The organism is Paraburkholderia sp. BR10937, from assembly GCF_040965695.1.
Taxonomy (GTDB): domain Bacteria; phylum Pseudomonadota; class Gammaproteobacteria; order Burkholderiales; family Burkholderiaceae; genus Paraburkholderia.
In genome coordinates this window covers 31,964-57,929 of sequence record NZ_JBFRCL010000041.1, presented here as the reverse complement: position 1 = coordinate 57,929, position 25,966 = coordinate 31,964, and the positions used below count along the sequence as shown (strand labels likewise).

Annotated in this window: 22 protein-coding genes and 1 pseudogene; 8 read left to right on the top strand and 15 right to left on the bottom strand. The window is 65.4% G+C overall.

Going from position 1 to position 25,966, the window contains the following annotated elements; all coding sequences use genetic code 11:
• Nucleotides 1–86 precede the first annotated feature (86 nt).
• On the top strand, nt 87–1,892 hold the full coding sequence (locus AB4Y44_RS28790) for an AMP-binding protein (RefSeq protein ID WP_368701505.1): 1,806 nt from the start codon (nt 87–89) through the stop codon (nt 1,890–1,892).
• Nucleotides 1,893–1,921: 29 nt separating this feature from the next.
• Here the strand turns inward: AB4Y44_RS28790 and AB4Y44_RS28785 are convergent, their stop codons facing one another.
• The 5 genes from AB4Y44_RS28785 to AB4Y44_RS28765 all read right to left on the bottom strand — a co-directional run bounded on the left by AB4Y44_RS28785 (nt 1,922) and on the right by AB4Y44_RS28765 (nt 5,606).
• Complete coding sequence (locus tag AB4Y44_RS28785; protein WP_368701504.1) at nt 1,922–2,305, bottom strand: hypothetical protein; 384 nt, start codon at nt 2,303–2,305, stop codon at nt 1,922–1,924.
• Between the two features lie 79 nt (nt 2,306–2,384).
• Nucleotides 2,385–3,986: an FAD-binding oxidoreductase gene (locus tag AB4Y44_RS28780; protein ID WP_342920638.1), complete on the bottom strand. Its 1,602-nt coding sequence runs from the start codon at nt 3,984–3,986 to the stop codon at nt 2,385–2,387.
• Between the two features lie 25 nt (nt 3,987–4,011).
• Entirely contained in the window at nt 4,012–4,812 is an 801-nt protein-coding gene (locus tag AB4Y44_RS28775) for an anti-sigma factor (protein WP_342920705.1), read from the bottom strand.
• A gap of 71 nt (nt 4,813–4,883) precedes the next feature.
• On the bottom strand, nt 4,884–5,390 hold the full coding sequence (locus AB4Y44_RS28770) for a sigma-70 family RNA polymerase sigma factor (RefSeq protein ID WP_342920706.1): 507 nt from the start codon (nt 5,388–5,390) through the stop codon (nt 4,884–4,886).
• Nucleotides 5,391–5,459: 69 nt separating this feature from the next.
• Nucleotides 5,460–5,606 carry a hypothetical protein gene (locus AB4Y44_RS28765; RefSeq protein ID WP_368701503.1) on the bottom strand — a complete coding sequence of 49 codons (147 nt, stop codon included), beginning with the start codon at nt 5,604–5,606 and terminating at the stop codon, nt 5,460–5,462.
• A gap of 531 nt (nt 5,607–6,137) precedes the next feature.
• Here AB4Y44_RS28765 and hfq point away from each other — a divergent pair.
• Both hfq and AB4Y44_RS28755 read left to right on the top strand, forming a co-directional pair.
• The gene (hfq, locus tag AB4Y44_RS28760; RefSeq protein WP_368701502.1) at nt 6,138–6,656 is read left to right on the top strand and encodes an RNA chaperone Hfq; all 519 of its coding nucleotides are present in this window, start codon (nt 6,138–6,140) and stop codon (nt 6,654–6,656) included.
• 236 nt (nt 6,657–6,892) lie between these two features.
• Nucleotides 6,893–7,081, top strand: coding sequence for a hypothetical protein (locus tag AB4Y44_RS28755; protein ID WP_342920641.1), 189 nt, complete (start codon nt 6,893–6,895; stop codon nt 7,079–7,081).
• Nucleotides 7,082–7,224: 143 nt separating this feature from the next.
• Here AB4Y44_RS28755 and AB4Y44_RS28750 read toward each other — a convergent pair whose 3' ends face one another.
• Together AB4Y44_RS28750 and AB4Y44_RS28745 are read right to left on the bottom strand one after the other, a co-directional pair.
• Complete coding sequence (locus AB4Y44_RS28750; protein ID WP_368701501.1) at nt 7,225–7,971, bottom strand: DUF2968 domain-containing protein; 747 nt, start codon at nt 7,969–7,971, stop codon at nt 7,225–7,227.
• 48 nt (nt 7,972–8,019) lie between these two features.
• Nucleotides 8,020–8,160 (bottom strand): annotated as a pseudogene (locus tag AB4Y44_RS28745) (helix-turn-helix domain-containing protein); the annotation flags it as partial.
• A 130-nt stretch (nt 8,161–8,290) separates the two neighbouring features.
• On the opposite strand from AB4Y44_RS28745, the gene AB4Y44_RS28740 reads away from it, so the two are divergent.
• Entirely contained in the window at nt 8,291–8,755 is a 465-nt protein-coding gene (locus AB4Y44_RS28740; RefSeq protein WP_342920643.1) for a DUF2147 domain-containing protein, read from the top strand.
• Between the two features lie 120 nt (nt 8,756–8,875).
• On the opposite strand, the gene AB4Y44_RS28735 is transcribed toward AB4Y44_RS28740, so the two are convergent.
• From AB4Y44_RS28735 to typA, 6 genes are all read right to left on the bottom strand, one after another.
• The gene (locus tag AB4Y44_RS28735) at nt 8,876–9,331 is read right to left on the bottom strand and encodes a transposase (protein ID WP_368701500.1); all 456 of its coding nucleotides are present in this window, start codon (nt 9,329–9,331) and stop codon (nt 8,876–8,878) included.
• A 200-nt stretch (nt 9,332–9,531) separates the two neighbouring features.
• A complete protein-coding gene (gene zapE, locus AB4Y44_RS28730) occupies nt 9,532–10,629 on the bottom strand; it encodes a cell division protein ZapE (protein WP_342920645.1) in 1,098 nt (365 codons plus the stop codon).
• Between the two features lie 116 nt (nt 10,630–10,745).
• On the bottom strand, nt 10,746–12,176 hold the full coding sequence (lpdA, locus tag AB4Y44_RS28725; protein ID WP_254314223.1) for a dihydrolipoyl dehydrogenase: 1,431 nt from the start codon (nt 12,174–12,176) through the stop codon (nt 10,746–10,748).
• A 101-nt stretch (nt 12,177–12,277) separates the two neighbouring features.
• Nucleotides 12,278–13,549, bottom strand: a complete 1,272-nt coding sequence (gene odhB, locus AB4Y44_RS28720) for a 2-oxoglutarate dehydrogenase complex dihydrolipoyllysine-residue succinyltransferase (RefSeq protein WP_342920646.1) — start codon at nt 13,547–13,549, stop codon at nt 12,278–12,280.
• A gap of 105 nt (nt 13,550–13,654) precedes the next feature.
• Nucleotides 13,655–16,519, bottom strand: a complete 2,865-nt coding sequence (locus AB4Y44_RS28715) for a 2-oxoglutarate dehydrogenase E1 component (RefSeq protein ID WP_342920647.1) — start codon at nt 16,517–16,519, stop codon at nt 13,655–13,657.
• Between the two features lie 338 nt (nt 16,520–16,857).
• The gene (typA, locus tag AB4Y44_RS28710) at nt 16,858–18,684 is read right to left on the bottom strand and encodes a translational GTPase TypA (protein ID WP_342920648.1); all 1,827 of its coding nucleotides are present in this window, start codon (nt 18,682–18,684) and stop codon (nt 16,858–16,860) included.
• A gap of 412 nt (nt 18,685–19,096) precedes the next feature.
• Between typA and AB4Y44_RS28705 the strand changes: the two genes are divergently transcribed.
• The 4 genes from AB4Y44_RS28705 to AB4Y44_RS28690 all read left to right on the top strand — a co-directional run bounded on the left by AB4Y44_RS28705 (nt 19,097) and on the right by AB4Y44_RS28690 (nt 24,322).
• Nucleotides 19,097–19,600 carry a MarR family winged helix-turn-helix transcriptional regulator gene (locus AB4Y44_RS28705; RefSeq protein ID WP_368701499.1) on the top strand — a complete coding sequence of 168 codons (504 nt, stop codon included), beginning with the start codon at nt 19,097–19,099 and terminating at the stop codon, nt 19,598–19,600.
• Between the two features lie 89 nt (nt 19,601–19,689).
• On the top strand, nt 19,690–21,291 hold the full coding sequence (locus tag AB4Y44_RS28700) for an efflux transporter outer membrane subunit (RefSeq protein ID WP_342920650.1): 1,602 nt from the start codon (nt 19,690–19,692) through the stop codon (nt 21,289–21,291).
• 77 nt (nt 21,292–21,368) lie between these two features.
• Entirely contained in the window at nt 21,369–22,649 is a 1,281-nt protein-coding gene (locus AB4Y44_RS28695) for an EmrA/EmrK family multidrug efflux transporter periplasmic adaptor subunit (protein ID WP_342920651.1), read from the top strand.
• 104 nt (nt 22,650–22,753) lie between these two features.
• Nucleotides 22,754–24,322, top strand: a complete 1,569-nt coding sequence (locus tag AB4Y44_RS28690; RefSeq protein WP_342920652.1) for a DHA2 family efflux MFS transporter permease subunit — start codon at nt 22,754–22,756, stop codon at nt 24,320–24,322.
• A 117-nt stretch (nt 24,323–24,439) separates the two neighbouring features.
• On the opposite strand, the gene truB is transcribed toward AB4Y44_RS28690, so the two are convergent.
• The gene (gene truB / locus AB4Y44_RS28685) at nt 24,440–25,420 is read right to left on the bottom strand and encodes a tRNA pseudouridine(55) synthase TruB (protein ID WP_368701498.1); all 981 of its coding nucleotides are present in this window, start codon (nt 25,418–25,420) and stop codon (nt 24,440–24,442) included.
• Between the two features lie 8 nt (nt 25,421–25,428).
• Nucleotides 25,429–25,794 carry a 30S ribosome-binding factor RbfA gene (rbfA, locus tag AB4Y44_RS28680; RefSeq protein ID WP_042272510.1) on the bottom strand — a complete coding sequence of 122 codons (366 nt, stop codon included), beginning with the start codon at nt 25,792–25,794 and terminating at the stop codon, nt 25,429–25,431.
• Nucleotides 25,795–25,966: the final 172 nt, after the last annotated feature.

Sequence of the window (25,966 nt, the reverse complement as noted above, 5' to 3'; positions counted from 1 at the left end):
CACACCGGGTAAGACCTCCTGGCCGCACGGCGCGTGGCGTTGCATGATGAAAGGCACTCGGTTGCCCTACCGTCCGGAGATCCACCATGAGCGAAACGCCCCAGCCCGATCCGGCGAGCCCCGTGGCAGCTTCCGCACCTCAGGCGGTCACACCTCAGCCGGCCCCTCCCAACACCGACGGCATCTGGTACGCCTCGTACCCTCCCGGCGTGCCGCGCGAAATCGCCGCGAGCCAATACGCTTCGCTCACCCATTTCTTCGACGACTGCACGGCGCGCTTCAGCGAGCGCATCGCCTACGTGAGCGCCGGCTCGCCGATGACCTACGCCGCGCTCGCCCGCAGGGCCACGGCGTTCGCGTCCTGGCTGCAAGGCGCGGGCGTGCAGCCGGGCGAGCGCGTCGCGATCATGCTGCCCAACACCTTGCAGTATCCGGTTGCCCTCTTCGGCGCGCTCAAGGCCGGCGCCGTGATCGTCAACGTCAACCCGCTCTACACCGTGCGCGAGCTTGAGCATCAGTTGCAGGACAGCGGCGCGCAGACCATCGTCGTGTTCGAGAACTTCGCCGCCACGCTCGAAGCGGCGCTGCCCGGCACGCAGGTGCAACGCATCGTCGTGACGGCGCTCGGCGACTTGCTGGGCGAAGGACTGAACCTCAAGGGCCGTTTCGTCAACATCATGCTGCGCCACGTGAAGAAGATGGTGCCGCCCTACCACCTGCCGCGTGCGGTGCGCCTGCTCGATGCACTCGCGCAAGGCGCGCGCGCCCCGCACGCGCCGGTGGCGACCCACGCCGACGATCTCGCGTTCCTCCAGTACACGGGCGGCACCACGGGTGTCGCGAAGGGCGCGATGCTCACCCACGGCAACGTGCTCTCGAACGTGCAGCAGGCGAAGGCGTGGATTGGCAACCAGTTCGACGCCAACGCCGAGACGGTGCTTACGCCCTTGCCGCTCTATCACATCTATTCGCTCACCATCAATGCGCTGATCTTCCTCGCACTCGGCGGACGCAACATCCTGATCGCCAATCCGCGCGACACGAAGCGCGTGATGAAGGTACTGGAGCACGAGACGTTCAGTTGCATCAGCGCGGTCAACACGCTCTATAGCGTGCTGCTCGACAACGCGGCGTTCCGCCAGCGCGACTTCTCGGGCCTCAAACTCGCGATGGCGGGCGGCATGGCCATGCAGAAGGCCGTCGCCGACCGGTTCCGGGCCGTCACGGGCAAGCCCGTCGTGGAAGGCTACGGCCTCACCGAATGCTCGCCGATCGTTTCGATGAATCCCGTCGATATCGCGCATGCAGGGGGGGACGAGGCGCATCCGGAAGGATCGATAGGGCTGCCCGCGCCGTCCACGCAGGTGCGCTTTCGCAGGGACGACGGGACGTGGGCCGGCATCGGCGAAGCCGGCGAGCTCTGTGTCAAGGGTCCGCAAGTGATGAAGGGCTACTGGAATCGCCCGGACGAAACGGCAACGGTGTTTGCCGATGGATGGCTCACGACCGGCGACATCGGCGTGATGGATGCGCGCGGCTATATCCGTCTCGTCGATCGCAAGAAGGACATGATTCTCGTGTCGGGATTCAATGTGTATCCGAACGAGATCGAGGACGTGGTGGCGATGCACCCCGGCGTGCGCGAGGTGGCGGCGATCGGCGTGCCCGATCCGGTGCAGGGCGAGCGCGTGAAGGTGTTCATCGTGAAGCGCGATCCCGCGCTCACGGAAGCCGCGTTGATCCAGTTCTGCCGCCAGCAGCTCACAGGGTACAAGGTACCGCGCATCGTGGAGTTCCGTGCGTCCCTGCCGCAATCCACCATCGGCAAGATCCTGCGCCGCCAGCTGCGCGACGAAGAAATCGCGAAAGCGGCGAAGAAGCCGCCGACGTGAGATGTCGATGCGCGATCGCCAAGGTTGCCTCAAGCGAAGTCGCGCAGCGTCACCCCGCTCGCGCTGGCGAGCCGCGCGAGCACGAAACGGTCCGAGGGACGCAACGCGCCAGTCAAGGCCGCGCCGGGCTCGAGCCGCTGCGCAATGCGTGCGTGCCACAGGGTGCCGATGTCGCTAGCGGCCGTGTCGCCGCAGCCGTCGCCGATGGCCCACGCAACGCATCCCGCGCGCGCAGCGGCGCGTGCGAGCACGCGGCCCTGGGTGAGCGCCGGGTCGTACACCGCAACACCACGCGCAAACGCTGCACCCGCACGAGGCGCGCGTTCGCCAAACGCTACGCTGAGCGGATGCGCCTGCCATGCCGCGCCTAGCACCACGGCACCGCCATCGCAGAGAAAAGCCCGCCGGTCCATCGCGTCCTCCGTGTGCCGTCCTGTCAATCCTTGCTGCCTGCCTTTTCTGCCAATCGCTACGCAGTCTTGATTAAATCGATCACGTATAGCCGCGCTCCGCACGCCACGCCTCGGGCCAGATGCCCTGCTTGCCCGGCGAGAGCACGCCCTGCGGATCGAGTGCGTCTTTCACGGTTTGCGCGAGACGCAACAGCGCGCCGTCGTTGAAGGCGTACTGCGCCGCGGCGTAATCCATGTAGAGCAGATGCGAGCGGTAGACGCCGTAGCCGGCCGCGCCCGCGTCGCTCATCAGCGCGCGTAGCAGGTCCCCCGCGCGCGCAGCATCGTCACGGCGCTCACGCGCGAAGATCGCCGCGAATACGTGATGCAGATAGCGCCCCGCCGCCGTGAAGCCGCCGTAGTAATCGAAACCGTACTCGGCCGCGCGCGCCTTGACGAGCGCGTACTGGCGCAGCGCATCGCGGCCGTCGGCGGGACACAGCGGCGAGAAGTCCACGTGCGCGCCGTCGCCGCCGCGCCAGTCGAGCATGCGAAACGCGCTCATCGCGGGAATACCGGCGAGATTGCGGTCAGCGCCGCCCCGCGGTTCGTCGCCTTCGGCATAGCGCCGCGCCGAGAAACGCACACCCGGCACGCCGGCAAACGCGCGCTCGACGATGCGCCGCTCCACGTCGATCACCTCGGGATCGCCATAGAGCGCGTAATGCAGATTCCAGCGGCCCACGCCCAGATCGCGCTGCATTGCGGCGACGGCGGACTCGGGCATCGCGCCCTCGCCTTCGTACCAGCGCGCGCGCGGCGCGAGGCTCGCGGCGCGGCGGATCGCGCCTTCGATCGCTGCGTGCTGGCGTATCGTGCCGCCGAGCTGCAGCGCGCGCAGCGTATCGACGAGCACGCCGAGATCGTCCTCGCGCGCGAACTGGATCTCGCCGATCACGAAGGCCTGCGGCGCCGGCATGAGCCAGAGCCCCATCTTCGTGACGACGCCGTAGTTCGACTGCGTAAAGAGCGCATCGAACGACGGCCCATAGCCCGGCCGGTAGAGTTGCCACGCCGTGCCGTTGTCGATCGCGCCCATGCCGGTGCGCACCACGTCGCCGTTGGCGAGCACGACCTCCATGCCGCACTGCGACGCAGCGTGGTCGCCGTAGGCGGTCGTGCCGAAGCCGCGCTCGAGTGTGTTGCCGACCACGCTGCCCCAGCCCGCCGCGGGCGGATCGACCCACAGGCGCAGATGCTGCTCGCGCAGATGCGCATGCAAATCGAAGTAGCTCACGCCCGGCTCGACGCGTGCCCATGCGAGGCGCTCGTCCACCTCGAGGATACGGTTCAGGCGCTGCAGGTCGAGCACGACCGAGCCTGCCAGACGCGGCGCCGCGCCACCGTAGGCGAAGTTGCGCCCCGTGGACACGGTCCACAGCGGCACGCGCGTTTCGTTCGCGACGCGCAGGATCGCGCGGATCTCATCGACACTCGCGGGGAGGATCGCAGCGGAAGGTGCGAAGGCGTGTGCATCGGCGAGCGGCACGAACGGATCGAAATACGGATCGAGCGCTGCGCCGCCACGGCAGACGTTCGGCGCGCCCACGATGCCTTCGAACGCGGTGAGCGCACTCGCGAAACGGGCCTCGTCGATGCGGTGAGGCAAGGTGGGCGCGGGATGGCGCGCGGCGTCGCTCATGGGCCCGCTCCGCCGGCGTCGCGCATCACCACTGCCCGGGCTTGCCGCCCAGCGCGCCGCACACGTCGAGCGCGATCTCGCGCAGCTTGGGTTCTGTCTGCGGACCGGAGAGCGCGTAGCCCGTGCGTTCGGTGCTCCAGTAAAACGTGCGGCGGTTGCCATCGCGCAACAGGCGCACGGGGTCCCTATCCCTTGCCGAACTGCCCACGTAGAGCGTGAGGCGCTCGCCCGCATCGTTCTCGTACATGAATTGCGCGGCCGGCCCCGTGTTGCCGGGCAAGAGACGCCCGCCCACGAGCGTATAGCCGTATTCGGCCAGCGACGGCACCGAGAGCGGCTTGCCGAGCCGCTTGGAGAGCCACGCGACGAGGTGCGCCTCGTCGGCCGCGCCCACTTCCACGGGATGCCGCTGCTCCGGCGAATACACCGCGTAGGCGATGTCGGCGCGGCGCGCGAACGCCTCGGGCGTTTCGCTGCGCACGGCCGCAGGCGCCGAGACGGCCGCCAGTTCTGGAGCCAGGCCCGGCGCGAGCCGCGGCACGAGCGCCGTGGCCGCCAACGCGAGCCCCGCACCCACCGCCACCCATGCCGCCGCGATACCCGCGCGCCACCACCACGGCGCGCCCGGACGCAGGACGAGCACGGCAGCGCCGGGCGCGGCATCCACGTCCGACACGCGCGCGCCTTCGCACAACGCCTGCAGCGCGGCCTTCTGAGCGCGATAGGCCGCGACGCGCGCCGCCGCGCGCGGGTCGTCCGCGAGGCGCGCCTGCAGCGCCTCGCTCTCGCCCGCCGGCAGTTCGCCGTCGACGAAAGCGCCCAGCATCGTGAGGTCCTCTTCAGGCGAAGCGGGCGGCACGCCTTCGCCGTCGCGTTCGTGGCCGAGATCGTTGTCGTTCATCGTAGCGTCCCCACCACCCTGAGCGGCGCGGTGCGTTGCGCCGGATCGCGCCCCGGGTCCTGCACCGGCCCCGTATCGAGCAACGCTCGCAGATGCTCGCGCGCCCGCGACAGGCGCGACATCACCGTGCCGGCCGGCACCCCGAGCACCGCCGCCGCCTCGCTGTAGCTCAACTCCTCCACGCACACGAGCAGCAGCACCTCGCGCTGCGCCGCCGGCAATGCATAGAGCGCGCGCTGCAGATCGCGCAGCACGAGGCCGTCCACCTCGCCGTGCGGCGCCTCGAGCGTGCGCCACGGCGCGGCTTCGTCGTCGACGGCGATCTCGCGCCGGCCGCGCAACTGATCGATGTACAGATGCCGCAGGATCGTGAGCAGCCACGCGCGCAAATTGCTCTGCGGGCGAAACGAAGTCCAGCGCGAGAGCGCACGCTCCGCGGCGTCCTGCACGAGGTCGTCAGCCCAGGCGGCGTCGCCAGTCAAGGCGCGCGCATAGCGGCGCATGGGCCCGAGTTGAGCCACGACCTGCGCTTCGAACTCCGGCGACGGATGACGCAACACGCCGCACGCCGCTCAGTAGCCACCGCCCGACGAGCCGCCCGAACTGCTCGACGACGCCCCGCCTGAATTCATGTCGCTGCAAGCCGTGAGGCCGGCACCCGCGACGCCTGCCAGCGCCGCACAAACGAGACACGCGAGAACTTTGCGAAACCGCTCCATGACCACCTCCATTGAGTTCATCGCCGATATCGCGTTAAACGTTGCAAGCGGTGCGCTTATTCCGCGCAAGCGGTGATTTCGCCTTGCGTGTGCCGCCGCACGGAACGAAGCCCTCGGGCACCGCGAGAATCGTCGCAAGCGGATCGAAATCCATCGTGTAAGCGCGGGTCCGGCCTCGAATCGGTCGAGCATGGCCCGCCGTCATGGACTACGCTGTGTGAGTGAGTGCATGCGCGTCGAAAGGTCGCGCGGGTTTGACGATCCGCGGGCGTATCGCCGGCAGGCCTCTGTCCGAAAACCGCTGTCGCTGCCCATCGCAACCTGTCATCCGGACGCGCCGCTTGCCGGCAGCCGACGACGAGGGACGCAGCGATGCATTTTTCGTCAATCTGCGGTCGCGGCCGCGAGCCGGTATAGTTCTGCAGTAAGCTTACTTTCCCGCACGCGCGCTTCGCCGACACAAGGTAGAATCGCGGCGAGCAAACGTTTCCAACTGATTGCGGCATTGCGCCGCCTGGCCAAATCTAGTCCATGCCTTCCGCAGAATCGCACCCGCAAAACGACTTCATGAACGCCGCGCGTAAGGAAAGAAAGCGCGTCGAAATCTATCTGGTCAACGGCATTCGCCTGACCGGATGCATCGAGTCGTTCGATCAGTACCTGGTGATGCTGCGCACGCCCGTCGGCCTGCAAGGCATCTACAAGCGCGCCATTTCGACCATCCAGCTCGACACCGGCACCCGTCCGGGTCCACGCCCGGGCGGCGCTCGCAGTTCGCACGGCGAGCATACGAGCCGCGGCCCGCACGGCAGTCACGGCGGCCATGGCCCGCGTGAACAACGAGAACCGCGTGAACAACGAGAACCGCGTGAATCGCGCGAGCCGCGCGAGAGCTGGTCGGCGCCGTCCGGCGCGCCATCGGGCGCATCGAGTGCCCCCGGCAATGACCGTGGCTCTCAGGACGGCCCAGTCGTCGTGACGCGCCGCCGCCGCCTATACGGCGCGGTGAACAACGGCGGTAACGGCGGCGAAGGCTCGGGCAACAGCTAAGCCGCTGGTGGCTGGCGCACCCGCTGCACGGTACGCCGATCACGCCGATATTTCAGTACAGTACGGGCGCGCCTTGGCGCGCCCGCTTGTTTGCGCGCGCAGTTTCATACAACTGCGGTGCAGTCGCGTTCAGTTTCGTCCCGTGTCTTCCGAAGCGCTCTGGCGGCCGTGGCTCACAGTCACGATTCTGGCTTTGCGTTATTCTGGGCGTGACGCATATCGCCACGGAGGCCGCCATGAGCGCATCCAAGCCGAAAGCCCCGCAACCCCCGCAGGAAGACCCGCTCGACGAAGCGCTCGACGAAACCTTCCCCGCGAGCGATCCGATCGCCGTCGACCCCTCGCCGACCGGCTCTCAACCGAAGCCTCATTCCGCAGACGAAACCCACAAGGGCCGCGACACGCATCGCCACGGCAAGCACTGAGCGCGCCCTGAACGATCGCACCATGAAGAAAGGCGGAGCGCCCACGACGCTCCGCCTTTTGCGTGTCGCATCGGCGTGTCTTGCTCAACCGGTGGCACGACCCGGCGCCTGGCGAGCACACCGGGCACACCGCGTACCGGCGATCAGCGGATCGGCAGACCGCCTTCCACTTGTTGCTGCAGCTCACGCACCTGACGCTGAACCGTACGCAGTTCAGCCTGGGCAGCCGTCTTCTGCGCCTGCAATGCGTTCGCCTGATCGCGGCCCTGCTTCTGCCGGTCCGCGACGAGCGCCTGCTGCTCGCGCGCGATGGCCAGATCCGCCTGGAGCCGGTTCGCGTGGTCCTGCGTGAGGGCGATCATGCGGTCCGTGAACGCCTTCTGCGCTTCGAGGCGCGTGCGGCGGATTTCCACTTCGGCGAGTTGCCCTGACTTCACCGCGAAGTCGCGATAGATCGCTTCAGCGCGCGTCTCGTCGCTCGTCTTGATCACGCGCCAGAACGTCTTGTTCTGGAACAGCGTGACGTAGTACGTCATTTCCTTGCCGTAAAACAGCAAGCTCGCGCCATACGAGCCGTTGTAGGTCGTGCGCAGCTCGGCGAGATCCGAGCCTCGCAGCATCTGCTGCAGCTCGGCGACGTTGCCCGCGGCGTTCTGCTTCGCTTCATCCGGCGTGAGCACGCCCGGCTGGCTCGCTGCCAAAGGCGGCGCAGGGGTCGCGGCCTGCTCGTCCTGCACTGCGGGTGCGGCGGTGGTCTGTGCTACGGGCGCCGCTGCTGCATTCGCTGCTGCTGAATTGTCAGGCGGCGTCTGTGCGCAGCCAGTACCGATTCCCCCGATTAATACCAGCGCCGCCAAGGCGGTGCGACGAACTCTCCACTTGTAGTCCATGTAGTACCTGCTTTGAACAGTTCTAATTTTTACAAATCGGCACAATTATTACTCACTTTCACGTGTTTCGGGCCCCTCGTAGAAAATTTGCCGATTACGTATCTTTTCCCGCAACACCTGGCAAGAAATTCCTGGAAATTGCGCGGTGTCCTTGCGTCGCCCGCCGTTTTGGTCCAGCGCGGCGAGGAGACCGGCCAAACTAGAGTGCCTTCTCTCAAACGCGCGCGATGCTTTCCAGTATCCTGCCCTGACCTTGCGGCGTGCCAGGCGCGACGCAGGGTCGGCATCGACACGACAAACAACATCAGTGGAGGAAGACATGAACCGAGTCATCGGACGCGCGGCGCGCCATGTCGCGCTTGCGAGTGCCCTGCTGTGCGGCGCCCTCGCCGCACACGCTCAAACCGACACGCCCGTCGGCGTCTGGCAGACCATCGACGATCACACCGGCCAGCCGAAAGCGCTCGTGCAGATCAGCGCCGACGCCAACGGCGATCTGAGCGGCAAGGTCATCAAGGGACTCGGCGCGAATGACCAGCCCGACCGGCGCTGCACGGCCTGCACCGACTCGCGCAAGGATCAGCCGATCCTCGGCATGACGATCATCGACAGCATGAAGAAGACCGGCGAGGGTTATGACGGCGGCCACATTCTCGACCCTGAGAACGGCAAGCTGTACCGCTGCAAGATGCATACGGAAGACGGCGGCCAGAAACTCGTCGTGCGCGGCTATATGGGCATTTCGCTGCTCGGCCGCTCGCAGACGTGGGTGCGTCAGCAGTAAGTGGATGCGTGAGCGGATCGACCTGAGGACCGGTGCGCAAACCGGCAAGGGGACCTGAGAGACGAAACCGGCCGAAGCGCACGCAAGAGCGGCTTCGGCCGGACTTCGTAAGCGCCTGGATTACGCCGTGTGACGATACACGGAGCGATAGTGGAAAGGCTGCGACGACGCGGACGGGCTCGCCACCGATACGAACGGCGAATTGCGCGGCGTGTTGCGCGCCGCTTCCTGCCTGCGCGCCGCTTTTTCCGCACGGCTCGCATGCTTGCGCATGCGCGTTTCGATCGTGCCGCACAACCTCACGCCGTCTTCGCCGAACAGTTCGCCCATCACGCGCTTGAGCGCGCCGTTGTAGTGCCAGGTCTTGAAGCGGCGATGGCAGGTTTGATACGAAGGGTAGCGGCGCGGCATGGCCGACCAGTTCGCACCGCTATATATGACCCACAGCACGCCGTTGAGCACCGAGCGCGTATTGGCGAGCGGCCGGCCGCGCAACTCGGTGCGCGGGCGCAGTTCGGGCAGGAGCAGCATCACGCGCTGCCATTCTTCGTCGGTAATATCGCGATGCGGGGTCATGGAAGGTCCTTTGTCAGAGGGTGTGCTGACAAACGATATCCACTCGCCCTCGTCGCCCATATCAGACGAGTCCGAATCTTGAAAATGGTGCCGCCGCGCTATTTTGAGACTGGCTCGGCACCGGCGTGGCGCCAGCTCGACACAGGAGTGTCGCCGCATATGCGCCCACGGCCCGCGCCCGCGGTGCGGGTGCCGTGCGCTCAGGTCAGGGCCGTATCGACGATGCGGCGCGGCGTTTCGAGATATTCCTTCGACTGCATTTCGACGATGCGCGACACCGTGCGCGTGAACTCGTTGGCCATCGGGCCTTCCACGTAGAGTTCCTCGGGCGGCACCGCGGCCGACATCAGCAGCTTGACCTTGTGGTCGTAGAATACGTCGATGAGCCAGGTGAAGCGGCGTGCTTCGGACTGCATACGAGGCGTCATCTGCGGCACATCGGAGAGGATCACGGCGTGAAAGCGGCTTGCCAGCTCCAGATAGTCGTTCTGCGAGCGCGGACCGCCGCACAGCGTCGCGAAATCGAACCACACCACGCCGTCTGCCTTGCGCAGCGCCTTCAGTTCGCGCTTTTCGATGCGCAGCAGCGGGCTTTCGTCGGGGACGGCGGCCAGCTCCGCGAACGAGTGTCGCAACGCCTTGTCGGCGGCGGCGCCGAGCGGCGTGTGATAGACCTCGACCTGCGCGAGCGTGCGCTGGCGATAGTCGATGCCCGCATCGACGTTGAGCACGTCGAGCTTACTCTTGATCAGTTCGATCGCAGGCAGCATGCGGTCGCGATGCAGGCCATCGGGATAGAGCAGATCGGGATCGTAGTTGGACGTCATCACGAACTGCACGCCGTTCTCGAAGAGACGGTCGAGCAGACGGTAGAGGATCATCGCGTCGGCGATGTCCGAGACGTGGAATTCGTCGAAGCAGATCAGGCGATAACGCTTCGCAATGCGGCGCGCGAGTTCGTCGAGCGGATCGGCCTGGCCCTTGAGCTCTTCGAGCTCGCGGTGCACCTCGCGCATGAATTCGTGAAAGTGCAGACGCGTCTTGCGCTGCAGCGGCACGACCGCATAGAAGCTGTCCATCAGGAAGCTCTTGCCGCGCCCAACCCCGCCCCACATGTACACGCCGCGCGGCAGGTCCGGGTGAATGAGAAACTTCTTGAAGGCGTTCGAACGTCGCGACTTGTAGGCGACCCACTCGTCGTAGCACCGCTGCAGCCGGTCGATCGCGACGCGTTGCGCCGTATCGGGCTTGTATCCCCGCTTCTGCAGTTCGTTTTCGTAGTATTCGGTGACGTTCATTTTCCGGGCCGCAAATGAGGAAAGGCGGGAGAGCAAAAGCCCACCCGCCTCCGTACGTGATGCTGGGTACTGCGGGGCAGCGCGGCCGAAAAAGCCGGCCGCCCTGCCCTTGGCGCTTACATGTTGAGCGCGCGCTTGTCAGTGGCGAGTGCAGCTTCGCGCATGACTTCGGACAGCGACGGGTGCGGATGGCAGATGCGGCCGATATCTTCGGCGGCAGCCTTGAATTCCATCGCCACCACGGCTTCCGCGATCAGGTCCGATGCATTGGCCGAGATGATGTGCACGCCGAGCAGTTCGTCGGTCTTCGCGTCCGCGATCATCTTCACAAAGCCGTCGGCCTTGTTGATGCCGAGCGCGCGGCCGTTCGCCATGAACGGGAACTGGCCCGTCTTGATGTCGCGGCCTTCCGCCTTGAGCTGCTGCTCCGTCTTGCCGACCCATGCGATTTCCGGCTCGGTGTAGATCACCCACGGAATGCAGTTGTAGTCGATGTGCGGCTTCTGGCCGTCGATGATCTCGGCCACCAGCACGCCTTCGTCTTCGGCCTTGTGCGCGAGCATCGGGCCACGCACCACGTCGCCGATCGCGTACACGTTCGGCACCGACGTTGCGCAGTGGTCGTCCACGTCGATGAAGCCGCGCTCGTTGGCCTTCAGGCCGATCGCTTCGAGACCGAGGTTGTCGGTGTTCGGCACGCGGCCAACCGACACGATCAGGCGGTCGGCTTCGAGCTTCTGCGCGTTGCCGTCCTTGTCCGTGTAGTTGATCGTGACGCTCTTGTCGGTCGTCGTCACTTCGCCGACCTTCACGCCCACGTGAATGTCGAGACCCTGCTTCTTGAAGAGCTTCGCCGCTTCCTTCGCGAGCGCCTGGTCAGTCGCGCCGAGGAATTCCGGCAGCGCTTCGAGGATCGTGACGTCGGCGCCGAGACGGCGCCACACCGAGCCCAGCTCCAGGCCGATCACGCCTGCGCCGATCACGGCCAGCTTCTTCGGCACGCTGTCGAACGTGAGCGCGCCTTCGTTGTCGGAGATGATCTTGTTGTCGACCGGAATGCCCGGCAGATGACGCGCCTTCGAGCCCGTCGCGATGATCACGTTCTTCGCCGTGACGACTTCGGTTTCGCCTTCGCCGCTCACTTCGATCTGCACGCCGGCTTCGTTCTTGCCGGTGAACTTGCCGTGGCCCTTGAGCCACGTGATCTTGTTCTTGCGGAACAGGAACTCGATACCCTTCGTCATCTTCTCGACGATGCCTTCCTTGCGGGCGATCATCTTCGCGACGTCGATCTTCACGTCGCCCACGCTGATGCCGTGGTCGACGAGGTGATGCTGGGCGTTTTCGAACTCTTCCGACGAGGCGAGCAGCGCCTTCGACGGAATGCAGCCGACATTCAGGCAGGTGCCGCCGAGCTTCAGCGCGCCGGCCGGGTTCTTCCACTTTTCGATACATGCAACCGACTTGCCGAGCTGCGCGGCGCGGATCGCCGCGATATAGCCGCCGGGGCCGGCGCCGATCACGACGACGTCAAATTCTTTGGACATGGTCATCCTTTCGAGACGTGAGCGCGGCACGCGGAGCCCGGTTTCCGGAGTCCGCGCGCACGGCGCTCAGTGTGAGACTTGATGCTTGAAGAGGCCGATCTTTACAGGTCGAGCAGCAGACGAGCCGGATCTTCCAGCGCGTCCTTCATCGCGACCAGCGACAGGACGGCTTCGCGGCCGTCGATGATGCGGTGGTCATACGACATCGCGAGGTAGTTCATCGGGCGGATCACGATCTGGCCGTTCTCCACCACGGCGCGTTCCTTCGTCGCGTGCACGCCGAGGATCGCCGACTGCGGCGGGTTGATGATCGGGGTCGAGAGCATCGAGCCGAACACGCCGCCGTTCGAGATCGAGAACGTACCACCCGTCATTTCCTCGATCGAAAGCTTACCGTCCTTGGCCTTCTGGCCGAATTCGGCGATCTTCTTCTCGATGTCGGCGAGGCTCATCTGGTCTGCGTTGCGCAGGATGGGCACCACCAGACCGCGCGGCGAGCCGACCGCGATACCGATGTCGAAGTAGCCGTGGTAGACGATGTCGTTGCCGTCGATCGATGCGTTGACGAGCGGGAACTTCTTGAGGGCGTGCACTGCAGCCTTCACGAAGAACGACATGAAGCCGAGCTTCACGCCGTGTTCCTTCTCGAACTTGTCCTTGTACTTGTTGCGCAGATCCATGACCGGCGCCATGTTCACTTCGTTGAACGTCGTGAGGATGGCGTTGGTTTGCTGCGACTCGAGCAGACGCTCGGCGATACGCGCACGCAGACGCGACATCGGCACGCGCTGTTCCGGACGGTCGTTGAGCCAGCTCGCAGCCGATGCCGGCGCGTTGACTTGCGGCAGCGACGGCTTGGCGGCAGCCGGCTTCGCAGCCGGTGCCGCTGCGGGAGCGGCCTTCGGCGCGCCTGCGCCCAGCACGTCCTGCTTCGTGATGCGGCCGTCACGGCCCGTGCCGGCGACGTCACCGCCCGACAGACCCTTCTCGGCCATCAGCTTGTTCGCTGCAGGCGAGGCGATCGTGCTGCTCGCCGTCGTTGCGGCGGCAGCGGCAGCCGGTGCAGCGGCGGGAGCCGCGGCAGCAGCCGGAGCAGCAGCGGCAGCGGGAGCCGCAACGGCGCCAGCCTTGGCTTCCGTGTCGATCTTTGCGATCACCTGTTCGCTGGTGACGGTGGCGCCGTCGCCGATGAGGATCTCGGCCAGCACGCCGGCAGCCGGCGCGGGCACTTCGAGCACGACCTTATCGGTTTCGATCTCGATGACAACTTCGTCCTGGGCGATAGCTTCGCCCGGCTTCTTCTTCCACTGCAGCATCGTGCCTTCCGACACCGACTCCGAGAACTGCGGGACTTTGACTTCTACGATAGCCATGTGATTTTCCTGAATACGTATCTGGGTACGAACCGGGTCGCGCACTTGAGCGCGGGAAAGCGCGCGTCGTTCGGCACGCCTTCCCGGTTCGATTTGCTCTAGTGCTTACTTCGCGACCTGCGCGCCCTTCAGGCGGCCGAATGCACCTTCGATCAGCGCCTTCTGCTGCTCGTAGTGCTTCGCGTAGTAGCCAACAGCCGGCGATGCGGAAGCAGGACGGCCGCTGTACGCGAGCTTCATGCCTTCCTTCATGCCTTCCTTCAGGTGGTGCTCGATGTAGAACCACGGGCCCTGATTCTGCGGCTCGTCCTGCACCCAGACCACTTCGGTCGCGTTGTCGTACTTCTTCAGCTCGGCTTCGAACTGCTTGTGAGCAAACGGATAGAGCTGTTCGATACGGATGATCGCGACGTCGTTCGCCTTCGATTCGCGGCGGTGCGCGACGAGGTCGAAGTACACGCGGCCCGAGCAGGCGACCACGCGCTTGACCTTCTTCGCGTCGATGGCTTCGTCCACTTCACCGATGACCGGCTGGAACGAGCCTTTCGCGAGTTCGGACAGGTCCGACACGGCTTCCTTGTGACGCAGCAGCGACTTCGGCGTGAAGATGATGAGCGGCTTGCGGAACAGGCGGATCATCTGGCGGCGCAGCACGTGGAAGATCTGGGCCGGCGTGGTCGGCTGAACGACCTGCATGTTGTGCTCGGCGCACAGCTGCAGGAAACGCTCGATACGTGCCGACGAGTGCTCCGGACCCTGACCTTCGTAGCCGTGCGGCAGCAGCATCGTGAGACCCGAAACGCGGCCCCACTTCACTTCGCCCGACGAGATGAACTGGTCGATCACGACCTGCGCACCGTTGACGAAGTCGCCGAACTGGCCTTCCCACGCGACGAGCGTGTTCGGCTCGGCGGTCGAGTAGCCGTATTCGAAGCCCAGCACTGCCTCTTCCGAGAGCACCGAGTCGATCACCGTGAACTGCGCCTGGTTCTCGCCGATGTTCTGCAGCGGCACGTATGTGCCGTCGTCCCAACGCTCGCGGTTCTGGTCGTGCAGAACGGCGTGGCGGTGCGTGAACGTGCCGCGGCCCGAGTCCTGGCCCGTCAGGCGAACTGCGTAGCCCGAAGCGACCAGCGAGGCGAACGCGAGGTGCTCGCCCATGCCCCAGTCGAGCTTCGCTTCGCCCTTGCCCATCGCGCGGCGGTCGTTGATGACGCGCTCGACCAGCGGGTGAACCTTGAAGTTCTCGGGGATCGTGGTGATGCGCTCGGCCAGACGCTTGAGTTCGGCGAGCGGCACAGCCGTATCGGCTGCGTCGGTCCACTTGCGGTTCAGGAACGGCACCCAGTCCACCGCGTACTTGCTCTTGTAGTTCGAGAGCACGGGGTCGACCGTGTGGTGGCCTTCGTCCATCGCGGCGCGGTAGGCCTTGACGTAGTTGTCTGCGTCTTCAGCCGTGATCACGCCCTGCTGGACGAGCTTCTCGGCGTACAGCGCGCGGGTGCCCGGGTGCTTCGCAATCGTCTTGTACATCAGCGGCTGCGTGACCGCCGGCGTGTCCTGCTCGTTGTGGCCCAGCTTGCGGAAGCAGATGATGTCGACCACGACATCCTTGTGGTACTGCATGCGGAAATCGACCGCGAGCTGGATCGCCAGCACGACCGCTTCCGGATCGTCGCCGTTCACGTGCAGCACCGGCGCTTCGATCATCTTGACCACGTCGGTACAGTAGAGCGTCGAACGCGCGTCGCGCGGGTCCGAGGTCGTGAAGCCGATCTGGTTGTTGATGACGATGTGCAGCGTGCCGTGCGTGCCGTAACCGCGCGTTTGCGCGAGGTTCAGCGTTTCCATCACGACGCCCTGGCCTGCGAAGGCCGCGTCGCCGTGGATCTGCACCGGCAGCACCTGCAGGCCGTCTGCATCGCCGCGGCGATCCATACGGGCCTTCGCCGAACCCTCGACCACCGGGTTGACGATTTCGAGGTGCGACGGGTTGAACGCGAGCGACAGGTGGACCGGACCGCCTTCGGTTGCGACATCCGACGAGAAGCCCTTGTGGTACTTCACGTCGCCTGCCGGCAGGTCGTCGACGTGCTTGCCTTCGAATTCGGCGAACAGGTCAGCCGGCATCTTGCCGAGCGTATTGACCAGCACGTTCAGACGGCCGCGGTGAGCCATGCCGATGACGATTTCCTGCACGCCCTTCGCACCCGCGTGACGAACGACTTCGTCCATCGCGGCGATGAAGGACTCGCCGCCTTCGAGCGAGAAGCGCTTCTGGCCGACGTACTTGGTGTGCAGGAAGCGCTCGAGGCCTTCGGAGGCCGTCAGGCGCTGCAGGATGTGTTTCTTTTTTTCAGCCGTGAAGCTGGGCGTCGAGCGGATCGACTCGAGACGCTCCTTCCACCAGCGCTTCTGTTCAGGATCGCTGATGTACATGTACTCGGCGCCGATCGTACCGCAGTACGTATCGCGCAGCGCCTTGACGATCTCGCGCAGCGTCGCGCGCTCGAAACCGAAATACAGGTTCGTGGCGCTGAACGTCTGGTCCATGTCGGCTTCGGTGAAGTCGTAGAACGCAGGCTCGAGTTCGGGGATGTTCGGACGTTCGCGACGCTTGAGCGGATCGAGATTGGCCCATTGCGAGCCGAGGAATCGATAAGCGCCAATCAGGGACTGAACGTAGACTTGCTTGCGTGCCGTGGCGAGATCTTCGCCGCCGCCGCGCGGAACAAAAGCATTGGCCTTCGCGCGTTGAGCGAAGGATTCGACGATCGGCCCGTGGGCGATGTCGTTGTCGGCCGTGCCACTCGACGACGGCACGTTTTGCAATGCGTCGAAGTACTCACGCCAGTTGTCCGGAACGGACGCAGGGTTATCAAGATATGCTTCGTATAGCTCTTCGACATACGGAGCATTGCCGCCGAACAAATAGGAGTTCAGCTGGAATTGCTTCATCGTTTCCGACATTTACGCTCACCTTTCTTCGAGTTTCTCGAGAAATAGCGGGTTACTCAACCTTCCGCGCCACGGCCTGACCGTTTAGCGGATTGCGAATCAAGTCTGCTTGGAAGGACCTAAATCATGCATCCGCGGAGTATAGCGCATATGCGCATCTCGCCACAGGATGCAATGCGACCGAACACCACGCGGGAACCCTTTTTACACGGGCCCTTGCGGCATTCGCAACGCACTCTTCCCGCACCGCAATGCAATCCCCGCCAGACGCAAAAAAGCCGCCCGTAAAGCGGCGGCTTTTCTGTGAGTCTTTGTGCATTGCAGTGCAAAAAAAGCGCTAAAAATGCAGATTACTCGGCAGCGCCTTCGCGGCTCGCGCGGCGACGCTCGTGCTCTTTGAGGTGGCGCTTGCGCAGACGGATCGACTGCGGCGTGACTTCCACGAGTTCGTCGTCGTCGATGAATTCGACGGCGTATTCGAGCGACATCTGGATCGGCGGCACGAGACGCACGGCTTCGTCGGTGCCCGAGGCGCGCACGTTGGTGAGCTGCTTGCCCTTGATCGGGTTCACGACGAGGTCGTTGTCGCGGCTGTGAATGCCGATGATCATGCCTTCGTACAGCGCGTCGCCCGGCTTCACGAACATGCGGCCGCGGTCCTGCAGCTTCCACAGTGCGTAGGCGACAGCGGCGCCGTCGTCCTGCGAAATCAGCACGCCGTTGCGGCGCTCGCCGAGCGAGCCTTCCTTGATCGGACCGTACGCGTCGAACACGTGGCTCATCAGGCCCGTGCCGCGCGTGAGCGTCATGAACTCGCCCTGGAAGCCGATCAGGCCACGCGCCGGAATACGGTACTCGAGACGCGTGCGGCCGCGGCCGTCCGAAGCCATATCGAGCATTTCGCCCTTGCGGCGGCCCAGTTCTTCCATCACGCCGCCCTGGTGGCCGTCTTCGACGTCCACGGTCAGCATTTCGTACGGCTCCTGCTTCACGCCGTCGACTTCGTGCAGCACCACGCGTGGACGCGACACGGCCAGCTCGTAGCCCTCGCGGCGCATGTTTTCGATCAGGATCGTGAGGTGCAGCTCGCCACGGCCCGACACTTCGAACGTCGTTTCGTCGCCGGTGTCCTTCACGCGCAGCGCGACGTTGTGGTTCAGTTCCTTCGTGAGACGGTCGCGGATCTGGCGGCTCGTCACGAACTTGCCTTCGCGGCCGGCGAGCGGCGACGAGTTCACGAGGAAGTTCATCGTGAGGGTCGGCTCGTCCACCGTGATCATCGGCAGGGCTTCAGGGGTGTCGACCGCGCAGATCGTCGCGCCGATGCCGATGTCTTCGATGCCGTTGATCAGCACGATGTCGCCAGCTTCAGCCGATTCGACCTGCACGCGCTCGAGGCCGCTGAACGACAGCACCTGGTTGATCTTGCGGTTCATCACCTCGCCTTCCGGGCCGAAGCGCAGCGCCACCGGCTGACCCGGCTTGATGCGGCCACGCTTGATACGGCCCACGCCGATACGGCCGACGTAGGTCGAGTAGTCGAGCGAGGTGATCTGCAGCTGCAGCGGGCCTTCCGGATCGGCATCGCGAACCGGCACGTGCTCGAGCACGGCTTCGAACAGCGGGCGCATGTCGCCTTCGCGCGCGTCCGGCGACAGCGAAGCGTAGCCGTTCAGGCCCGAAGCGTAGACCACCGGGAAGTCGAGCTGCTCTTCGGTCGCGCCGAGCTTGTCGAACAGGTCGAAGGTCTGGTTGATCACCCAGTCGATGCGGGCGCCCGGACGGTCGATCTTGTTGACGACGACGATCGGCTTCAGGCCGAGCGCGAGCGCCTTCTTCGTGACGAAGCGCGTTTGCGGCATCGGACCTTCGACGGCGTCGACGAGCAGCAGCACCGAGTCGACCATCGACAGCACGCGTTCCACTTCACCGCCGAAGTCGGCGTGGCCCGGGGTGTCGACGATGTTGATGTGGGTGCCTTCGTACTCGACCGCGCAGTTCTTCGAGAGAATCGTGATCCCGCGCTCTTTTTCGATGTCGTTCGAGTCCATGACGCGTTCGGCGACCTGCTGGTTGTCGCGGAAGGTGCCGGACTGGCGCAGCAGTTGGTCGACGAGCGTGGTCTTGCCGTGGTCGACGTGGGCAATGATGGCGATGTTGCGAAGAGCGCGGGACATAGGAACCTGGGTACAGTTGAGTGCGCCGCGCATGCCCTGCTGGCAGGCCCTGCGAGGGCGCGCGGCCGCCGCTTCGATCCGCCCCGGACTACTGCCGGCGGGTCAATTCAGCATCGCTGCGATGACGCACTTTTGGGAACCTGAAATTATAGCACGCGCAGATGAATTGATCTTGCGCATATCAGGGAGCACCCTGGATCGGCGCGGCCGGCGTCGCAACCGCGCAACGCGGGCCAAGATTCGACGGGCGCCGCGCGGCGCGCCGTTCACGCCGCGTTCTCCCATGCCCATGGGGCCGGATTAAGCCCCTACCCTGCAAAGGTTTCTCGGCAAAGGCAGAATAAACCTTGCCGCGTCAACTAACCGCCCCTATAATCCCTGCCTGGTCAACCATTGCAGTCGCAGCAGAATCATGACGGATCCGACTCCCATGCCCCCGCCCGAAGTCCGCGACTACGACCTCGGCGAAAGCGTCGGCTACCTGATCTCGCGGGTGAAATCGACGATGTCGAACATGGTCACCCAGCGCGCCGTCACCGAACTCGGCGTCACGAGCCAGCAGGCCAGCATCCTCTTCATGGTGGCGACCGGCAAATGCACGCTCGCGGCCGAACTCGCCCGCGAGTACGGCATCGACGCAAGCGCCGTCACGCGTCTCGTCGACCGGCTGGAGAAGCGCGGGCTCCTGAAGCGCGTGCGCAGCTCCGAAGACCGCCGCGCGGTGCGCCTCGCGCTCACGCCCGAGGGGCTTGCCATCGCCGCGCGCATGCCGGCGATTTTCCGCAGCGTGACCGAGCATCTGTCGGCCGGATTCACGCCTGAGGAAGTGGGTTTTCTGAAGAGCATGTTGCGGCGGATTCTTTCGAATAGCTGCGAAGCTAGCCAGAGTTCGAACCCGAATCCGCCCGAGAATTGATGACGGGGCAAGCAAATTTGAAAGCGCCGAACAAGAAAATAGCTGCATCGTCCAGTATCACCACACACTCTCACGCATCGAGACGAGCAATGAAATCCCAAACCGAGTTTGCGCCAGTTCCGGCCGGGCGGGCACTGTCCGGCCGGGCGGCGGTCGCCGCCGCGGTGGCGGCGCTCGCCCTTTCGGGTTGCGCGAACTACATCGGCATCAAGAGCGACAAGACCATCGATCAGCCGCAGCAGTTCGAAAGCTCGCAGAGCATTCCGTCGCAAGGCGGCCAGTGGCCCACGCTCGACTGGGCGAACCAGTTCGGCGATCCGCAGTTGCCCAAGCTGATCGACGAGGCGCTCGAAGGTAGCCCGACCATCGCTCAGGCGCAGGCGCGGCTCGCCAAGGCCTCGTCGTATATCGAAACCTCGCGCTCGGCGCTCTTCCCGAAGGCCAACCTGAGCTACTCGTGGACCCGCGAGTTGTACTCGGCCAACGCCCTCTTCCCGCCCCCCTATGGCGGCACCTGGTATAGCGAGAACAACGTGCTCGCGAGCGCCTCGTGGGATCTGGACCTCTGGGGCAAGAACCGCCAGCGCCTCGCACAAGCCGTGTCCTCGCAGCGTGCCGCGGAAGCCGACATGCAGCAGGCGCGCATCACGCTCGCCTCTTCGGTCGCCCGCACGTACAACCAGCTCGCCCAGCTCTACGAGCTGCGCGACATCGCCGTGCACGAGATCGACAACCGCAAGACCATCGGCACGATCACGAACGGCCGCGTGGTGGCGGGCCTCGACACCAACGTCGAGAAGCAGACCGCGAACGGCAACATCGCGACGAGCCAGGCGAATCTCTCGCAGATCGACGGCCAGATCGAATCCGTGCGCTATCAGCTCGGCGCGCTGCTCGGCAAGGGCCCCGACCGCGGCCTGCAGATCGCGAAACCGGTGCTCTACCCGGTCGCCAACGTCGCCCTGCCCGACAATCTGCCCGCCGACCTGCTCGCGCGCCGCCCCGACATCGTCGCCGCGCGCTGGCAGGTGGAAGCCGCGATGCACGACGTGAAGGAAGCCAAGGCCGAGTTCTATCCCGACGTCAACCTCGCAGCCGGCTTCGGCTTCGACGCGTTCGGCTGGGGCAAATTCCTGAACTTCACGAGCCGTCAGATGAACATCGGCCCAGCCGTGCATTTGCCGCTCTTCGACGCGGGCGCGTTGCGCGCGCAACTCAAGGGCCGCTATGCCGACTTCGAGCTCGATGTCGCGAACTACAACCAGACGCTCATCGGCGCGTTCCAGGACGTGGCGACGAACGTATCGTCGATCCACTCGGCCGACCGGCAGCTGGTGGATGCCGACCGCGCGCTCGACGCGTCGACCAAGGCCTGGCAGCTCGCCGTGATCCGCTACAAGGCGGGGCTCTCCGAGCAGCTCCAGGTGCTCAACGCCGACCAGAACCGCCTCGCCGCGGAGCAGACGGTGTCGAACCTGAAGGCGCAGCGCCGCGACCAGCAGATGGCGCTCATCAAGTCGCTTGGCGGCGGCTTCGAAGCGCAAGGCGCGGGGCTCACGCCGCCCGCCGAAGTCGGCAGCGAAGCGCGCGGCCAGAGCGACGTGAACGGCGCACCGTGGCGCGGTACACGCTCGCCGCAGAACGCGGCGGCAGCGGCGAACGCGGCCAACGCCGCGCCCGTGTCGAACTGACCGGCGAACCGAGCGCCGAGCAGCACACGAACATCAAAAACTGAACGAACAGCACGCAAGCATCCGGAGATCCTTCCATGAGCACCCCCCAGCAGCCGGCGGCCAATCCGCAGCCGAACGCGAACAGCGGCAAGCGCAAGCGCATGATGACGCTGCTTGTCCTCGTGATCGTGATTGCAGCCGTTGCCTACGGCCTCTACTACTTCCTCGTCGCGCGCTTCACCGAAAGCACGGACGACGCCTACGTGAACGGCAACGTCGTGCAGATCACGCCGCAGGTCACCGGCACGGTGATCGCACTGAAAGCGGACGACACGCAAACCGTGAACGTCGGCGACCCGCTCGTGCTGCTCGACCCGGCCGACGCGCGCGTCACGCTCGAGCAAACCGAGGCGCAGCTCGCGCAGACGGTGCGCCAGGTGCGCGGCCTCTTCGCCGACGACAGCCAGTACGAAGCGCAAGTCGCGCAGCGTCAGTCCGACCTCTCGCGCGCGCAGGACGACCTGCGCCGCCGCATGCAGGTCGCACAGACGGGCGCCGTCTCACAGGAAGAGATCTCGCACGCACGCGACGCCGTGCGCAGCGCCGAAGCCGCGCTCGAAGCCGCCCAGCAGCAGCTCGCCGCGAACCGCGCGCTGACCGCCAACACGACCATCGCCAATCACCCTAACGTGGAGGCCGCCGCCGCCAAGGTGCGCGACGCCTATCTGGCGAATGCGCGCAACACGCTGCCCGCGCCGGTGACCGGCTACGTGGCCAAGCGTTCGGTGCAGGTGGGCCAGCGCGTCTCACCGGGCAATCCGCTCATGTCGGTGGTGCCGCTGAACTCGCTGTGGGTCGACGCCAACTTCAAGGAAGTGCAGCTCAAGCACATGCGCATCGGCCAGCCGGTCGAGATGACGGCCGACGTGTATGGCTCGTCGGTCGTCTACCACGGCAAGGTCGTGGGCTTCTCGGCGGGTACTGGCTCGGCCTTCTCGCTGCTGCCCGCGCAGAACGCGACGGGTAACTGGATCAAGGTGGTGCAGCGCCTGCCGGTGCGTATCTCGCTGGATCCGGAAGACCTGCAGAAGCACCCGCTGCGTATCGGCCTCTCGATGCAGGTGGACGTGAACATCCGCAACGATTCGGGCACGCAGCTCGGCAATGCGCAGAACACCGTCTACGAGACCGATGTGTTCGCCAAGTACGGCGCGGAAGCCGACGCGGAAATCGCGCGCATCATCGCCGAAAACGCCGGTCCGAACGCGCACAAGGCGGCTAGCGCCAGCAACAACGCCAGCGGCGCGACCGGCAACGCATCCGCAAAGGCGCAGGTGTCGTCTGCTCACGCGGCGAAACCGGGCGCAAAAGGCTGATTGAAGCCCTGATAAAAGCACTCGCAAACGCCGGCGCGGGCTGATCCTCAGCCCGCGCCGCTTTGTTTCGCGCGGCCTCCAACCGGTCAACAAGAAAGGACGCAATGGCAGCAGCACAACAACCCGTCGCGCATCCGCCGTTACAGGGCGCGCAACTCGTGATCGGCACCATCGCGGTGTCGCTCGCGGTGTTCATGAACGTGCTCGACACCTCGATCGCGAACGTGTCGATCCCGTCGATCTCGGGCGACCTCGGCGTGTCGTCGGACCAGGGCACGTGGGTCATCACCTCGTTCGCGGTGGCCAACGCGATCTCCGTGCCGCTCACCGGCTGGCTCACACAGCGTTTCGGCCAGGTGCGCCTGTTCATGGCGTCGATCATCCTGTTCGTGATCTCGTCGTGGATGTGCGGCCTCGCGCCCACGCTGCCCTTCCTGCTCGCCTCGCGCGTGCTGCAAGGCGCCGTGGCCGGCCCGATGATCCCGCTCTCGCAAACGCTGCTGCTCGCGAGCTATCCGCGCGCGAAGGCGCCCATGGCGCTCTCGATGTGGTCGATGACCACACTGATCGCGCCGGTGGCCGGCCCGATTCTCGGCGGCTGGATCTCCGACAACATCTCGTGGCCGTGGATCTTCTACGTGAACATTCCGGTGGGCATCGTCGCGGCGCTCGCCACGTGGGCGATCTTCCGCAATCGCGATTCGGAGGTGCGCAAGGCGCCGATCGACGGCGTGGGCCTCGCGCTCCTCATCATCTGGGTGGGCTCGCTCCAGGTGATGCTCGACAAGGGCAAGGACCTCGACTGGTTCTCGTCCACCACGATCATCGTGCTCGCGCTCACCGCCGTGATCGCCTTCGCGTTCTTCGTGGTGTGGGAGCTGACCGCCGATCACCCGGTGGTCGACCTGTCGCTGTTCGCGCGACGCAATTTCACGGGCGGCACGATTGCGCTTTCGGTGGGCTACGGCCTGTATTTCGGCAATCTCGTGCTGCTGCCGCTGTGGCTGCAAACCACGCTCGGCTACACCGCAACGGACGCGGGCCTCGTGATGGCGCCGGTGGGCTTCTTCGCGGTCATGCTCTCGCCGATCACGGGCAAGATCCTGCCGCGCACCGACCCGCGCTATATCGCCACGACCGCCTTCCTCGTGTTTGCGCTGTGCTTCTGGATGCGCTCCCAATACACGACCGGCGTGGACACCTGGGCGCTCACGCTGCCGACGCTGATTCAGGGCATCGGCATGGCGGGCCTCTTTATTCCGCTTGTGTCGATCACGCTTTCCGGCTTGCCGGGCCATCGCATTCCCGCAGCATCGGGCCTATCCAACTTCGTGCGGATCATGTGCGGCGGCATCGGCACGTCGATCTTCGAAACCGCGTGGGATCACCGCACGACGTTCCACCACGCACGCCTGACCGACGTGGCGACGCCGGGCAACCCGGTGTTCAACCAGTCGATGCAGCAGTTCCAGCACGGCCTCGGCATGGACACTGCGCAGGCGCATGGCCTCTTCGACCGGATGCTCTCGCAGCAGGCCGCGCAGCTCGGCGTGAACGATCTGTTCTGGATTTCCTCGATGATCTTCATCGTGCTGATCGCGCTCATCTGGATCACGCGGCCCGAGCGTGCCGGTGGCGCGGACGCGGGTGCGGCAGCTTCGGCTGCGCATTGAGGTCGATGGGCTAGCCCTCGCGGCTGCCGATAGCAAAACGGCACGTCCGGTTGTTCACCGGCGTGCCGTTTTTGTTGGTGCGATTGTTTGTGCGCTCCGCGCGCGATGCGAGTGCGCTCAGGCTGCGCCGCTGACCACCAGCCGCTCGGGCGCAAGCACGCCGTTCGCGGCCTTCGCGACGCCGAGCAGGCGCCCATCCTCTGCATAGACGCGCACGCGTTCAGCCGCTTCGCAAACCGCGCGATCGAGCACCAGCTCGTTGAGCGGCAAGCGCTGGCCATGCGTGAAGCGGCGCGCCGCCTCCGCGTTGAGCGTCACGGCGGGAAACGTGGAGAGCAGCGCATCGACGGGACGCAGCCAGGTGTCGCGCTCGGGCTCGTCGGCGGCGGTGAGCGCGTCGAGCGTCACCGCATGCTCGAGCGTGAGCGCGCCCACAGCCGTGCGCCGCAGCATCACGAGATGCGCGCCGCAGCCGAGCGCCTCGCCGATATCTTCGGCCAGCGTGCGGACGTACGTGCCCTTGCTGCACGTCACGCGAAATGTCACTTCGGGAATCTCGGGAAGCGCGCAGGCGATCATCTCCAGCGCAAGGATCTTCACCTCGCGCCCTTCTCGCTCGACCGTCTGGCCCGCACGCGCATACTCATAGAGCGGCTTGCCGTCGCGCTTGAGCGCCGAATACATCGGCGGCACCTGCACGATGTCGCCGAGAAACCGCGTCATCGCCTCACGCACGGCGGTTTCGTCGCAGGTGACCTCGCGCGTTTCGATCGCCTCGCCTTCGGCGTCGCCGGTGGTCGTGCGAATGCCGAGGCGCATGGTCGCCTCATAGGTCTTGTCGGCTTCGAGCAGATCCTGCGAGAACTTGGTCGCCTCGCCAAAGCACAGCGGCAGCAGACCCGACGCGAGCGGGTCGAGCGTGCCGGTGTGGCCGGCCTTCTTCACGCGGTACAGGCGCTTCGCACGAATCAACGCGTCGTTGCTCGAAAGGCCAACGGGCTTGTCGAGCAGCAGCACGCCGTCGAGCAGGCGGCGCGGGACCTTGGATCGGGCCGCGTCAGGTCGCGCGCCCTGATTCTGTTTGGATGATGCAGTCATTGCCCGCGTCAGTCGTCCTTCGCGCGCGTCGCGTTCGCCTCGTCGATCAGGCGCGACATCTCGACACCCTTCTCGACCGACTGGTCATAGTGGAAATGCAGCGTCGGCACCGTGTGAATGTGCAGGCGCTTGAAGAGCTGATTGTGCAGATGGCCTGCGGCGTGATTGAGCGCTTCCTGCGTGGTCTTCGGGTCGCCCGTGAGGGTCGTGAAGTAGACCTTGGCGTGCGCGTAGTCGGGCGTGAGCTCCACGCTCTGGATCGTCACGAGCCCGATTCGCGGGTCCTTCACTTCGCGCATCAGCTCAGACAGATCGCGCTGGATCTGATCCGCGATCTGCACGTTGCGATTCGGGGAAGTACGTTTTTTCGGCATGATGGTTCCACCTCTTTATCTGCGAGGCATTCAGGCGGCGTTGCGTCCATGAAGGCGCGCACGGCCGCGCAAAAAACAAAACGGGCGGGGCTGGCCAGCGCCTGCCCCGCCCGTTATCGCCAAACCCGCGGCAAATCCGCGGTCAGGCGGGCGACCCGAAGGCCTGCCCGCG

What these genes read in the sequence shown, in the direction of transcription:
- hfq (WP_368701502.1), top strand. Translation starts at nt 6,138, where the DNA reads ATGCCTTCCGCAGAATCGCACCCGCAAAACGACTTCATGAACGCCGCG.
- AB4Y44_RS28785 (WP_368701504.1), bottom strand. Translation starts at nt 2,305, where the DNA reads ATGGACCGGCGGGCTTTTCTCTGCGATGGCGGTGCCGTGGTGCTAGGC.
- rbfA (WP_042272510.1), bottom strand. Translation starts at nt 25,794, where the DNA reads ATGCCGAAAAAACGTACTTCCCCGAATCGCAACGTGCAGATCGCGGAT.
- AB4Y44_RS28790 (WP_368701505.1), top strand. Translation starts at nt 87, where the DNA reads ATGAGCGAAACGCCCCAGCCCGATCCGGCGAGCCCCGTGGCAGCTTCC.
- AB4Y44_RS28740 (WP_342920643.1), top strand. Translation starts at nt 8,291, where the DNA reads ATGAACCGAGTCATCGGACGCGCGGCGCGCCATGTCGCGCTTGCGAGT.
- typA (WP_342920648.1), bottom strand. Translation starts at nt 18,684, where the DNA reads ATGTCCCGCGCTCTTCGCAACATCGCCATCATTGCCCACGTCGACCAC.
- AB4Y44_RS28735 (WP_368701500.1), bottom strand. Translation starts at nt 9,331, where the DNA reads ATGACCCCGCATCGCGATATTACCGACGAAGAATGGCAGCGCGTGATG.
- AB4Y44_RS28705 (WP_368701499.1), top strand. Translation starts at nt 19,097, where the DNA reads ATGACGGATCCGACTCCCATGCCCCCGCCCGAAGTCCGCGACTACGAC.
- AB4Y44_RS28695 (WP_342920651.1), top strand. Translation starts at nt 21,369, where the DNA reads ATGAGCACCCCCCAGCAGCCGGCGGCCAATCCGCAGCCGAACGCGAAC.
- odhB (WP_342920646.1), bottom strand. Translation starts at nt 13,549, where the DNA reads ATGGCTATCGTAGAAGTCAAAGTCCCGCAGTTCTCGGAGTCGGTGTCG.
- AB4Y44_RS28770 (WP_342920706.1), bottom strand. Translation starts at nt 5,390, where the DNA reads ATGCGCCGCTATGCGCGCGCCTTGACTGGCGACGCCGCCTGGGCTGAC.
- AB4Y44_RS28765 (WP_368701503.1), bottom strand. Translation starts at nt 5,606, where the DNA reads ATGGAGCGGTTTCGCAAAGTTCTCGCGTGTCTCGTTTGTGCGGCGCTG.
- zapE (WP_342920645.1), bottom strand. Translation starts at nt 10,629, where the DNA reads ATGAACGTCACCGAATACTACGAAAACGAACTGCAGAAGCGGGGATAC.
- truB (WP_368701498.1), bottom strand. Translation starts at nt 25,420, where the DNA reads ATGACTGCATCATCCAAACAGAATCAGGGCGCGCGACCTGACGCGGCC.
- AB4Y44_RS28775 (WP_342920705.1), bottom strand. Translation starts at nt 4,812, where the DNA reads ATGCTGGGCGCTTTCGTCGACGGCGAACTGCCGGCGGGCGAGAGCGAG.
- lpdA (WP_254314223.1), bottom strand. Translation starts at nt 12,176, where the DNA reads ATGTCCAAAGAATTTGACGTCGTCGTGATCGGCGCCGGCCCCGGCGGC.
- AB4Y44_RS28780 (WP_342920638.1), bottom strand. Translation starts at nt 3,986, where the DNA reads ATGAGCGACGCCGCGCGCCATCCCGCGCCCACCTTGCCTCACCGCATC.
- AB4Y44_RS28690 (WP_342920652.1), top strand. Translation starts at nt 22,754, where the DNA reads ATGGCAGCAGCACAACAACCCGTCGCGCATCCGCCGTTACAGGGCGCG.
- AB4Y44_RS28750 (WP_368701501.1), bottom strand. Translation starts at nt 7,971, where the DNA reads ATGGACTACAAGTGGAGAGTTCGTCGCACCGCCTTGGCGGCGCTGGTA.
- AB4Y44_RS28755 (WP_342920641.1), top strand. Translation starts at nt 6,893, where the DNA reads ATGAGCGCATCCAAGCCGAAAGCCCCGCAACCCCCGCAGGAAGACCCG.
- AB4Y44_RS28715 (WP_342920647.1), bottom strand. Translation starts at nt 16,519, where the DNA reads ATGTCGGAAACGATGAAGCAATTCCAGCTGAACTCCTATTTGTTCGGC.
- AB4Y44_RS28700 (WP_342920650.1), top strand. Translation starts at nt 19,690, where the DNA reads ATGAAATCCCAAACCGAGTTTGCGCCAGTTCCGGCCGGGCGGGCACTG.